This window comes from Bradyrhizobium sp. 160 (genome assembly GCF_023073735.1).
GTDB lineage: Bacteria > Pseudomonadota > Alphaproteobacteria > Rhizobiales > Xanthobacteraceae > Bradyrhizobium.
Map to the genome: position 1 here is coordinate 445,539 of NZ_JADPKD010000054.1, position 11,004 is coordinate 456,542.

General features: G+C 65.1%; 15 protein-coding genes and 1 tRNA gene. 4 read left to right on the forward strand and 12 right to left on the reverse strand.

Annotation, left to right across the window (positions count from 1 at the left end):
* The first annotated feature begins 7 nt into the window (after positions 1-7).
* The gene (locus IVA98_RS21675) at positions 8-322 is read left to right on the forward strand and encodes a cupredoxin domain-containing protein (RefSeq protein ID WP_247303355.1); all 315 of its coding nucleotides are present in this window, start codon (positions 8-10) and stop codon (positions 320-322) included.
* Positions 323-497: 175 nt separating this feature from the next.
* Here IVA98_RS21675 and IVA98_RS21680 read toward each other — a convergent pair whose 3' ends face one another.
* The 4 genes from IVA98_RS21680 to IVA98_RS21695 all read right to left on the reverse strand — a co-directional run bounded on the left by IVA98_RS21680 (position 498) and on the right by IVA98_RS21695 (position 2,307).
* On the reverse strand, positions 498-764 hold the full coding sequence (locus tag IVA98_RS21680; protein WP_247303353.1) for a hypothetical protein: 267 nt from the start codon (positions 762-764) through the stop codon (positions 498-500).
* A gap of 180 nt (positions 765-944) precedes the next feature.
* The gene (locus IVA98_RS21685; RefSeq protein ID WP_247303351.1) at positions 945-1,322 is read right to left on the reverse strand and encodes a TIGR02301 family protein; all 378 of its coding nucleotides are present in this window, start codon (positions 1,320-1,322) and stop codon (positions 945-947) included.
* A 46-nt stretch (positions 1,323-1,368) separates the two neighbouring features.
* The gene (locus IVA98_RS21690) at positions 1,369-1,803 is read right to left on the reverse strand and encodes an NUDIX hydrolase (protein ID WP_247303348.1); all 435 of its coding nucleotides are present in this window, start codon (positions 1,801-1,803) and stop codon (positions 1,369-1,371) included.
* Positions 1,804-1,806: 3 nt separating this feature from the next.
* Positions 1,807-2,307 carry a hypothetical protein gene (locus IVA98_RS21695; RefSeq protein WP_247303346.1) on the reverse strand — a complete coding sequence of 167 codons (501 nt, stop codon included), beginning with the start codon at positions 2,305-2,307 and terminating at the stop codon, positions 1,807-1,809.
* A 63-nt stretch (positions 2,308-2,370) separates the two neighbouring features.
* On the opposite strand from IVA98_RS21695, the gene IVA98_RS21700 reads away from it, so the two are divergent.
* Entirely contained in the window at positions 2,371-3,129 is a 759-nt protein-coding gene (locus IVA98_RS21700) for an SOS response-associated peptidase (protein ID WP_247303344.1), read from the forward strand.
* A gap of 125 nt (positions 3,130-3,254) precedes the next feature.
* Here the strand turns inward: IVA98_RS21700 and IVA98_RS21705 are convergent, their stop codons facing one another.
* From IVA98_RS21705 to IVA98_RS21730, 6 genes are all read right to left on the reverse strand, one after another.
* The gene (locus tag IVA98_RS21705) at positions 3,255-4,448 is read right to left on the reverse strand and encodes a CaiB/BaiF CoA transferase family protein (protein ID WP_247303342.1); all 1,194 of its coding nucleotides are present in this window, start codon (positions 4,446-4,448) and stop codon (positions 3,255-3,257) included.
* Between the two features lie 36 nt (positions 4,449-4,484).
* The gene (locus tag IVA98_RS21710) at positions 4,485-5,414 is read right to left on the reverse strand and encodes a glycine reductase (RefSeq protein ID WP_247303340.1); all 930 of its coding nucleotides are present in this window, start codon (positions 5,412-5,414) and stop codon (positions 4,485-4,487) included.
* 285 nt (positions 5,415-5,699) lie between these two features.
* Positions 5,700-6,281: an NUDIX hydrolase gene (locus IVA98_RS21715; protein ID WP_247303338.1), complete on the reverse strand. Its 582-nt coding sequence runs from the start codon at positions 6,279-6,281 to the stop codon at positions 5,700-5,702.
* A 9-nt stretch (positions 6,282-6,290) separates the two neighbouring features.
* Complete coding sequence (locus tag IVA98_RS21720; RefSeq protein WP_247303336.1) at positions 6,291-6,734, reverse strand: GNAT family acetyltransferase; 444 nt, start codon at positions 6,732-6,734, stop codon at positions 6,291-6,293.
* The gene (locus IVA98_RS21725; protein WP_247303334.1) at positions 6,731-8,158 is read right to left on the reverse strand and encodes an FAD-binding oxidoreductase; all 1,428 of its coding nucleotides are present in this window, start codon (positions 8,156-8,158) and stop codon (positions 6,731-6,733) included. Before IVA98_RS21725 ends, IVA98_RS21720 begins: the two co-directional genes overlap by 4 nt.
* A gap of 101 nt (positions 8,159-8,259) precedes the next feature.
* The gene (locus tag IVA98_RS21730) at positions 8,260-9,243 is read right to left on the reverse strand and encodes an L-threonylcarbamoyladenylate synthase (RefSeq protein ID WP_247303398.1); all 984 of its coding nucleotides are present in this window, start codon (positions 9,241-9,243) and stop codon (positions 8,260-8,262) included.
* 74 nt (positions 9,244-9,317) lie between these two features.
* Between IVA98_RS21730 and IVA98_RS21735 the strand changes: the two genes are divergently transcribed.
* Together IVA98_RS21735 and IVA98_RS21740 are read left to right on the forward strand one after the other, a co-directional pair.
* A tRNA-Pro gene (locus tag IVA98_RS21735) sits at positions 9,318-9,394 on the forward strand.
* Positions 9,395-9,702: 308 nt separating this feature from the next.
* A complete protein-coding gene (locus IVA98_RS21740) occupies positions 9,703-9,951 on the forward strand; it encodes a hypothetical protein (RefSeq protein ID WP_247303332.1) in 249 nt (82 codons plus the stop codon).
* Between the two features lie 3 nt (positions 9,952-9,954).
* Here IVA98_RS21740 and IVA98_RS21745 read toward each other — a convergent pair whose 3' ends face one another.
* Both IVA98_RS21745 and IVA98_RS21750 read right to left on the reverse strand, forming a co-directional pair.
* Entirely contained in the window at positions 9,955-10,320 is a 366-nt protein-coding gene (locus tag IVA98_RS21745) for a hypothetical protein (RefSeq protein WP_247303331.1), read from the reverse strand.
* Between the two features lie 81 nt (positions 10,321-10,401).
* Complete coding sequence (locus IVA98_RS21750; RefSeq protein WP_247303329.1) at positions 10,402-10,626, reverse strand: hypothetical protein; 225 nt, start codon at positions 10,624-10,626, stop codon at positions 10,402-10,404.
* Positions 10,627-11,004 lie beyond the last annotated feature (378 nt).

Here is an 11,004-nt window from a genome sequence, read left to right on the forward strand (position 1 = left end):
GAGTGCGATGAAGCCGGGACGCCTCGCTTCGATCGCGCTTGCGGTCATGTTGCTGGTCGTCCCGGCGCGTGCGGCGACCATTCAAATCACGATGGACAATCTCGTGATCTCACCGGCCGAAATGTCGGCAAAAGTCGGTGACACCGTTGAGTGGATCAACAAGGACATCTTCGCTCACACAGCCACCGCGACCAACGGCGATTTTGACGTCCCTCTGCCGCCGAAGAAGTCCGCGACGTTCGTGGTGAAGAAAGCGGGAACGGTCGATTACTATTGTCGCTACCATCCCAATATGAAGGCGACTCTGAATGTCGAGCCCTGACGCCGGGGGCGCATTCCCGATCGCATCGGGAATGTCTCCCGGTCATCGCCAGACTAAGCTTGTCCGCGCTCAATCGCTTCCGTGCGATAAAACGCGGCAGACTTCGCGAGCACGTCGCAGAGTCATTCATCCGTCAACCGGCCCCGTGCCGTGGCGGGGTTATTTTTCGAACAGGTTATTGTCTGGAGATTCCGACCGAGAACTCGCCATTGCGAATGCGGCCAGGAAAGCTCTCGACGAACTTCGCCACCGCGTCCTCGCCATAGGTGCCGACGAGCTCGGCAAAGGCCGCGAACAGGCTCGCCTGCGCCAGGCAATCGCCGTCGACGCCGTCGTGGCGCGCCTCGGCCCAGGCCTCATTGAGATAGCTCAGCGCAGCCTGCTTCTGCTCGTGATCGGGCAGCGGCGCGCGGGCGGGGGCGTAGGAAATCGGCTGGCTCATGAAACTCGGTCAGGGCTGGGGCGCGATCCACGGCGATGCGCTGTGCGAGAGGTGTAGCACGGGCGTTAACGACCGCTAGGCCACATCTTTAAGAACGGTTAACGCCTGTGAACAAAGTCGATGACGGAGTTCCATCCGCGTCATTTCCGGGCCGCGCGCAGTGCGAACCGGACGGAGAGCTCAGTTCGCGTAACGCGCCGTGAGATCGCGCGAGATCTTGGAGCCTTCCTCGATATAGCGGCGGATCGCCACCGTCGCTGCCGGCGTGCAGCTCCGGTAGGTCTGCTGAAAGCCGTTATAGCCGCGGTTGAAGGCGGCGATCATGCGGGTGCGGCGATCGCCGGAGGGGGTTTCGGCATCGATCAGCGCCTGCATCTCGCTGCGCCATTTGTTGCCCTCGTTGGACCCGCAGATGCCGCGCAGATAATGCAGCCCGCCGAGGATCTCCGCCAGCCGCTGCAAATCGCCGTCAAACGGCGCCGCCACGTCCTGAGCCCGGCCGGGCGCAGAGGCGCAAGCGAGAATCAGGGCGAAAATGGCCAGAAGTCGCATGGACATTGGCGGGGTGTATGCCTCCTCGGGGCGTTGCACGCAAGGCGGAGCGTCAGTCTCCGATCAGGCGTGCGGCGGATTGGATGACCTCCTCCAGTCCGCCGGTCAGCTTGAGCTCGCCCAGGCCTGCGATGGCATCCGGGGCGATCCAGCGGTAGTCGTCGAGCTCGTCGTTCAGAACCGGTTCTTTGGCCACCCAGCGGGCGGCAAAGGACATGATCAGGTAATGACCGGCTCCGGCTGCGGCCGGCAGCACCTCGCGCCAGCCGGCGAGGCCAATGATGTCGATGGCAAGCCCGGTCTCCTCGTCGACTTCGCGCAGCAGGGCCTGGTGCAGCGATTCGCCGAACTCGACCCGACCCCCGGGCAGCGAATAGAACCCCTTTGCGGGCGAACGGGCGCGGCGGGTCAGAAGCACCTTGCCGTCGCGAAAAATCGCGGCACTGACCGCGATCTGGGGATGGGACGGCTGGACCGCGGAAGCCACGGCTCAGTTCGCCATGATGGTGTCGATGTCGGCTTCCGCGCCGCCATTGATGATGCCGCCGCAGGCCGCGATCAGCGGCTTGACCCATGCCGTGGCCTGCTCGGCGAGCCGAACGCGCGTCGTGTCCTTGTCGACCTCGCGCATGGCCGAGCCGACCGCGGTCAGGATCGAGGTCATGGTGTCCGTGATGTGGTCGAACTGGGCCCGCACCTTGGGATCGGCCTTCTCATAAGCCTCGATGGCGAGGTCGCGCGCCTTAAAATTCGACGCCGTGAAATGCTCGGCATAGGATAGCGGCGTCCAGGTCAGAAAATCTTCCGCGCATTCCGGCATGTCAGGGACCATTTCCAGCAGCATCACCGCTTCATTGAAATGGTTGAGATAGTCGGTGGCAAGCCCCGTCCGCGGGTTGATGTTGGCGACGCGCAGCCGCTCGGCCCAGGCGGCGGCCTCGGGGCCCGTCTGTACATGCGTCCGCGCGGGCTGGGAGGCCGTTGAGCTCATTCGCCGCAGTGTTAACGTTCGGGGTTAAAAGGACCTGAACGGACCCTATATAGACCCCCTGGGATGTGTGGACGCTTTGTCATAACTTCGGCCCCCGCGGCTTTGCGGCAATTGTTCGGCTATATCGAGCAGCCGAATTTTCCGCCCCGATACAACGTGGCTCCGACGCAGCCGATTCCGGTCGTATGGATCGAGAACGGCGCGCGCCATTTCCGCCTGATGCGTTGGGGGTTTTTGCCGGGCTGGGTCAAGGATCCTCGCGGGTTTACGCTCCTGATCAACGCCCGCTGCGAGACGGTGCTGGAGAAGCCCGCCTTCAGACACGCGATTCGCCGCCGGCGCGGCCTCATCCCGGCGGACGGCTATTTCGAGTGGAAGGTGGAGGGCGGCCGCAAGCAGCCCTTCTTCATCCATCGCGCCGATGGCGCGCCGCTCGGCTTTGCCGCTTTGTTCGAAACCTGGATTGGGCCGAACGGCGAGGAGCTCGACACGGTCGCCATCGTCACGGCAGCGGCCGGCGAAGATCTCGCGGCGCTGCATGACCGCGTGCCCGTCACCATCAGCCCGCGCGATTTCGAGCGCTGGCTCGATTGCCGCAGCGACGAGATCGACGCGATCCTGCCGCTGATGACCGCTCCGCGCATTGGCGAATTCGCCTGGCACCCGGTCTCCACCCGCGTCAACCGCGTCGCCAATGACGACGAGCAGTTGCTGTTGCCGATCAGCGCCGAGGAGATGGAGGCGGACGTCGTGAAGCCGAAGAAGGGAGTGCGGAAGGCGGCGGTTGGGTCGGTGGATGACGGGCAGGGGTCGTTATTCTGATCGCCGATGCCGTAGGGTGGGCGAAGCGAAGCATGCCCACCGTCGTGCGCCAAGAAATCGACAGGTGGTGGGCACGGCGCGTTGCGCCTTTGCCCACTCCCTACGGCAGCGGCATATGTCGCGGCTTACACGATCTCCTTCGCCCTCAGCGCCGCGATCTCCGCCGCATCGAACCCCAACTCGCCCAGCACCGCATCCGTATCCGCCCCAAGCTCCGGCGCCATGCGGTCCAGCTTGCCGCCGCCATGGGCGAGCTTGAATCCGCTGCCGGCAAAGCGCAGGCGGCCATAAGGCGTGTCCAGCTCCTGGATCGCGCCGCGCGCCTTGATTTGCGGGTGGTCGATCACCTCCTCGACCTTCCAGATGCTGGCGCAGGGTGCGCCGGCATCTTCCAGGATCGTCTCCCATTCGCGCGCCGGCCGTGCCGCCAGCGCTGCCTCGATGATGGCGCGAAGCGCGCCCTCGTTCTCGTTGCGGGAGAACCAGTCGGCGAAGCGCGGATCGCTCAGCGCGTCCTCGCGGCCGAGCGCAACCATGAGCGCGCGGTACTGCTTCTCGTTGTTGACGGCGAGCAGGATGTGACCATCGCCGCATTTGAACAGGTTGGCCGTGGTCCTGCGGCTCACCGCCTGGTTGCCCGAGAGTGTTTGACGATGGCCTGCAACGGACCAATCCGCGATCTGGCCCGAGAGGAAGGCCAGCGTCGCCTCCAGCATGGAGACGTCGATGAGCTGGCCCTTGCCGGTGCGGTCGCGCTGATACAGTGCGCTCGACACGCCGAACGCCGCGGTCGCGCCCGACAGCACGTCGCACACCGCAAAGCCCGCGCGCGTCGGTCCGGTCTCGGGATGGCCGGTGATCGCCATGATGCCCGACAACGCCTGCATCTTGCCGTCATAGCCGGGCCGCAGGCGGTCCGGCCCGGTCTGGCCGAAGCCTGACACCGCGCAATAGATCAGCTTCGGATTGATGGCGGATAGCGCCTCGTAGCCGATGCCGAGCTTGTCCATCACGCCGGGACGGAAATTTTCCATGACGACGTCGACCTGGCTCGCGAGCTTCTTCACGATCGCGATCGCCTCGGGCTTTTGCAGGTCCAGCGTCAGGCTGCGTTTGTTGCCGTTGATGGCCTGGAACGCCGGCGCCAGCCCGCGCTCGGCCCATTCGCGGCTGAGCGGCGTGCGGCGCATGTCCTCGCCCTCGCGCCGCTCGACCTTGATGACGTCGGCGCCCAGCAGCGCGAGCTGATAGCTCGCATAGGGGCCGGCCAGCACTTGCGTGAAGTCCAGGATCTTCACGCCCTCGAACGGTCGCGTCACGTCGCTCTCCCTTTTTTCTTTCTTTGGTGGAGGACGTCAGGCGGCGCGGTTGCCGCGCGCGATCTCCTTCTGCTTGTCGAATTCGGCGCGCCGGCGCGCCAGCTCTTCCGGCGAAAGCTGCGCCACGTTGTTGTAGTCGAGCTTCCAGGAGGCATCCTCGCTCCAGCGCAGCGGCGATTGCATCGTCGTCTGCGGGCCGCTTGCGGTCTCCAGCAGCCGCAGTGCCAGCTCCAGCGTCTGCGCCTGCGAGGCGATGTCATGCGGCTTGCCGGCGGAATTGCCGAGTGGGAAATCCGAGAAGAGGAAGCGCGGCACGGCGGCGTGCTCGATGATGTCCTTGGCGCAGCCCATGATCACGGTGGCAATGCCGTTCCGCTCCAGGTGCCGCGCCACCAGCGCCGTGGTCTGGTGGCAGACCGGGCAGTTCGGCACTAGCACCGCGACATCAACCGCATCCGCGAGGCAGCGCGCCAGGATTTCCGGCGCGTCGGTGTCGAGCGTGACGCGATGGCTGCGGTTGGTCGGCGCGCCGAAGAAGCGCGGGGCGACCTCGCCGATGCGGCCTGCGGCGCTGGCCTTCAGCAGCTGCGGCAGCGGAAACCAGGTGCCGCTGTCGGTCGCGCTGGTGTGCTTGCGGTCGTAGCCGATGTGCGAGATGCGCAGATCGTGCTGCTTCGACGTATCACCGTCATAGACCTGGTAAAACTTCGCGCCGCCATTATACGCCGCGCCCGGCCCCTGGTCGCCCTTGCTCGGGTCGAACGGTGCGGCCGTGGTGATGATCGTGACGCGCGACTGCGCCACTTTCTTCTTCAGCGGCTGGAACGGTGCCTCCGTGTAATGCGCCCAGCGATACGGCGTGGTGTAGCCGATCGCCGCGTAATAGTCGCGCGTGCGCTGCATGTAAGGGACGGGAGAATCGTAGTCGGGCGCAAAGCCGAATTCGTCGTCGCGCGGAGCGGACATGGGCGCGTCTCCTGGTTCTTGGTTAGGGGCCAGACTAGAGATAGATTTGGGGGCGCTCAATGGGGGCGAGGAGGACGCGGGACAGGATTGCAGGCTTGATAGAGCGAGCCGCGCTCTTCCCCTCTCTCCTTGTGGGAGTGGGTGGCTCGCCGCGTCGCGGCGAGACGGGTGAGGGGTATCTCTCCGCGAGCCCAACTCCCTCAGGAGTTCGGGGAAGCATACCCCTCATCCGGCGCTTCGCGCCACCTTCTCCCAAGGGGAGAAGGGAAGAAGCCAGCCGCAAGCTCACCTGAACACGTGCAACGCCACATATTGCAGCAGCATGATCGCCTTGGCGTCGATGATGCGGCCGTCGCCGATCATCGCCAGCGCTTCGTCGATGGCAAGCTCGAGCACCTCGATGTCCTCGCCCTCGTGCGCGAGGCCGCCACCGTCGCTGACCCGCATCTCCGGCTCGTATTCGGCGATGAAGAAATGCAGCTTCTCGGTGATGGCGCCCGGGCTCATGAAGGCCTCGAACACCTTGTGGACGTCGTGCAGGCGATAGCCGGTTTCCTCCTCGGCCTCGGCGCGGATGCGGACCTCGGGGGCGGCGTCATCCAGCACGCCGGCGGCGGCTTCGATCAGCAGATCGTCATAGCCGCGAATGAACGCCGGCAAGCGGAACTGGCGCACCAGGATCACCGTGCGCCGCACGCGATTATACGGCAGCACGGCTGCGGCGTTGTCGCGCTCATAGGTTTCCCGGTGCTGCGTCTGCCACTCGCCATTGGCGCGCCGGTACTCGAACGTGGTGTTCTTCAGCGGCGCCCAGTTGTCCGAGAGCACGCGGACGTCCTTGATGCGGACACGGTCGGAAATGGTCATGGCTCGATCTCAGTTGCTTGGAGTCGTCTCGCGGCCGTCGAGCCACTTCTGGAACATCACCGAGGTGGATTCCGTAAAGCCCAGTGACTGGTAGAAGGCATTGGCCTGCGCGTTCTCGCGCCGGATCAGGAGCTGGAGCTTGAGAATTCCGGCCGCGCGCAGCCAGTCCTCGGCTGCTGCCATGATGATGCGGCCGTAGCCGTGCTTGCGGCGATCAGGATCGACGGCGACGTAATAGACCCAGCCGCGATGGCCGTCATGGCCGACCATGATTGTGGCGACGATCGCGCCGCCCTCGCGGCCGACCAGCACCGTGGAATTGTCACGGCGGCGCGCCAGTGCGATGTCGGCACGCGGGTCGTTCCACGGCCGGGTCAGGCCGCAGCGCTGCCACAGCGCCACCACCGGCTCGACATCGGCGTCCTCGATGGCGTCGATCGCAAGAGCGCTCACAGCACCTTCCCCGGATTCATGATTCCCAGCGGATCGAGCATCGCCTTGATCGATCGCATCAGCTCGATCGCGGTCTTGTCCTTCACCTCGGGCAGTTCGTCGCGCTTGAGCACGCCGATGCCGTGCTCGGCCGAGATCGAGCCGCCCATGCGCAGCACGATCTCGAACACCACCGCGTTCATCTCGTGCCAGCGGGCCAGAAAGTCCGCACTGTTGGCGCCGACCGGCTGGCTGACGTTGTAGTGCAGATTGCCGTCGCCGAGGTGACCGAACGGCACCGGCCGCGCGCCGGGGATCAGCTTCACCACCGCGGCATCCGCCTCGGCGATGAAGGCGGGCACGGCCGCGACGGGGACGGAGATGTCGTGCTTGATCGAGCCGCCTTCCGGCTTCTGCGCCGCCGACATCTCGTCGCGCAGCTTCCAGAAGCCGGCACGCTGGGTGAGATTGGCCGCGATCACGGCGTCGTCGACGATCTCCTCTTCCATGGCGCGGGTCAGGATCGTCTCCAGCGGCGTGCGGGCATCCTCGCCCGGCGAAGACAATTCCATCAGCACGTACCAGGGATGCTTTTCTGCGAGCGGATCGCGCACGTCGACGCCGTGGCGGATGGAGAAGTCGACCGCCATCTGCGACAGCAGCTCGAAGCTGGTCAGCGCATTCGCGGCCTCACCTTGCGCGATCGTCAGCAGTTTGAGCGCCGCGGCCGGCGACTTCAGCCCGACGAAGGCGGTCTCGACCGCCCGCGGCTTCGGAAACAGTTTTAAAGTCGCCGCCGTGATGATGCCGAGCGTGCCTTCCGCGCCGATGAAGAGGTTGTGCAGATTGTAGCCGGTGTTGTCCTTTTTCAGCTTCGACAGCACGTTCAGCACGCGTCCGTCGGCCAGCACCACTTCGAGCCCCAGCGCCATCTCGCGCGCGACGCCATAGGCGAGCGCGGCGGTGCCGCCGGCATTGGTCGAGAGATTGCCGCCAATAGTGCAGCTGCCTTCGGCACCTAACGAGAGCGGAAACAGCCGGTTGACCTCCGCCGCCTTCTGCTGCGCGATTTGCAGCACGACGCCGGCCTCGCAGGTCATGGTGTTGGAGGCGGTGTCGACCTCGCGGATCTTGTCGAGCCGCCGCAGCGACACCACCACTTCGCCATTGTGCGGCGTCTGCCCGCCGACGAGGCCGGTATTGCCGCCCTGCGGCACCAGCGCGATCCTGTGCGCGGAGGCGAGCTTGCAGATCTCCGAGACTTCCGCCGTCGAGCCCGGACGCAGCACCAGTGGCGAGCGGCCGTGAAACAAATTGCGTTCCTCGGTGACGTAAGCCTCGATGTCGGCGGCATCGGTGATCGCGTGGCGCTCGCCGACGATCTTGCGGAATTGTTCGATCAAATCAGGCGCAAGCGGCGGGGTGGCGGATGTGTTGATGTTCATGTGGTCGTCTTTCATTCCGCTACTTATACCTTGCGCATGATCTGATCGGAAAACCGCCGCACACTTTTCGCTAACGCGTCCCTTAGAGTCCGGATCATCCGCTATCGGGCAACCGCCGCCCGGCGCAGCCGGTCGTTGATCGCTTCGCCAAGTCCTTCTTCGGGGATCGCCATCACGGCGATCGCGCGTGGCCCCCTGGCATCGAGGCTGCGAAGATAGCCGAACAGATTGGCGGCGGCTTCATCGAGATCGCCGGCGGGCGACAAGTTCATGACAGCGGCGGCGGCTTCAAAGCCGGGCAGGCGCCCCGGGCCGAATGCCAGCAGCGCTTCGTCCGGCTTCACCTCGTGCGCATTGAGCCGTACATGGGCGCGCGGCGCGTAATGCGAAGCCAGCATGCCCGGCGCCAGCGGCTGGCTGTCCCCGCTCTCGGTCTCCGCGGGTGGCCGCGCCAGGGATGCGCCGAGCACGGCCTCGATACGCTCGCGCGACAGCCCGCCCGGGCGGAGCAGCATCAAGGTCTCGAAGCAGCCGACGATCGTCGATTCGACGCCGACCTCGACCGGCCCGCCGTCGACGATCAGGTCGATCCGTCCGGCAAGGTCGCTTTCGACATGGTCGGCCAGCGTCGGCGAGACATGGCCGGAGATGTTTGCGGACGGCGCCACCACCGCCCCGCCAAAGGCGTGCAGGATCGCCTGCGCCACCGGATGGGCGGGGATGCGGATCGCGACCGTATCGAGACCGGCGGTCGCGAGCTCTGCTACCGGGCAGTTCTCCGTCTTCGGCACCACCAGCGTCAGCGGCCCCGGCCAGAACGCCTCTGCAAGCTTAAGGGCGCGCGCATCGAGCCGCCCGATCCGCCGCGCGGCGGCAACGTCCGCGACATGGGCGATCAGCGGATTGAAGGCAGGACGGCCCTTGGCGGCGTAGAGATGGGCGATTGCAGCGGCATTGGCGGCATCGGCCCCGAGCCCATAGACCGTCTCGGTCGGAAACGCGACCAGCCCGCCGGCCGCGAGCGCTCGGGCCGCGGCCGCGGCCGCAGCCTCTCCGGCCGGCAAAATCAGCGTTTCGAGACCCATTTTCACAGGGATAAAATTCCTCAACTCGGCCGCTTGCGGTGCGCCAAACCCGACGCTATAAGCCGCCTTCTTGTCGGAGTGTGGCTCAGCCCGGTAGAGCACTGCGTTCGGGACGCAGGGGTCGCAGGTTCGAATCCTGCCACTCCGACCATTCTTCCAAAAGTCGACGTATTCCTAAAGGCTTGGCAGACCGGCCGCCGGCGCTTCGGGAGCGCCTTTTTGCAGCGATTTTCGGGGCGGGTCCACGGTCGATTTGGCCTAGCAGGGACGTCTGTCGGGGTGGCATGGCTCACGCCGATCAACGCGCCTTTCGGTCGCGCCGGTTGCGGTCGACCCTGTACAGGCCAGAAGTTGTGCAGGTCGGCGTATTAGACCGGCCTGCAGCCTTGGCATTCCGTTTGCTCAGTCAGGACCATCGGCAGTCCCCAGCGGAGGGACTGTTTCAGGGTGAGGCAAACAATGAAAGAAGTGTCCCGTTTTGGCTCCACTGGAGAGCTTCGGCTCAGCGCGCTGATTGCGGATTTGTGGTGGCGCGTTCAGCTCATGAATTCCGACATCCTCGAAGAAGAGGCCAAGGCCGGAGCGTTTGACGTGAAGGACCCGTCCTATCCGCTGCTCGCGACAAACCTTCGCGCGCGACGTGAGAATCTCGTGTTGACGATCAATGCGCTGGAGCAACGCGCGAAATCGGTCCGCGCCGCCGCGTGAGGATCAACGCCGCGCCACAAGCACGCCGACCAAGAACGCCACCATCAGCGAGGGCAGCGGCGCCTCGCGCACCATGCCGCGGACGATGTCCTGCCAGTGCTGCTCCGGGACGAGTCTTGGAGACCTGACGTCGGCGAGCGGCGCCATGCCCAATTCCGATGCGAGGTCGGTGATCTCGCGCCTGGCAAGGCGCGAGCCGTCACGGATGCGGAAGATGGCAGCGTCGGATCGCTCGCGCGGCGCCAGCGCCATCAGCGTCGCGATCGCGGTGCGCAACGTCATCTCGCCATAGCCTTGCAGCCTCACCGACTCTTCGGGATCGGACGTCATGCGAAATCCCTCACGGTGCGAGGCGCGCGATGCCGTCATGGTCTTGCTCCATGCTCAGCATGGAAATGGTGGTGCGCGAGGTTGGTTCCTTGGCCGGCGAGCGAATTGCGATAGGCCTGATTACTTGCGCAGCAACTCGCTCAGCGCGGCCGTCGCCTCGGCGCAGCGGATATCGTCGATTTCGCGCGACAGCCTGAGCGCGCTCGATCTCAGCTCTTCGATCTTCCAGCTCTCGGGATGCTGGCCTTCGAGCTGGCCAAGCCGCTTGTTCAGGTCATCCAGTCTCGATTGGAGCTGCCCGATGCTGGCGGCCCCATTCACTTTCCAAACGCGCTGTGCACGCATCGTAGTTCCCCTGCTAGTCTCACGACGTTGTGAGAGCGGTTCGTGGCCGTAATGGGAGTTTCTTTTGACCGGCTTCAGACCGTGGGGAACCGTTGCATATTCGCAACGATCGCAGCGGCGAGGTCGCCCGCACTCACTTGCACGTAGCTCCTCTCGTAACCCGATGGAACGCAGTGTAACCCGGGCCTCTGGTTGCGCGCACGGCGCTGAATTGCGCTTCCACTCCAGCCGGGCGACGCTGCCGCGCCTGTGTCGCGGCTCTGTCAATCCCGTCGCGCAAAAATATTCCGCTTTACCGAAATTCGGAAATGACGTATGTGTCGCCCATCCCGGCTCATCCGAGAGGGGCGATCATGTGTCGTGATGATCGCGGAGCCG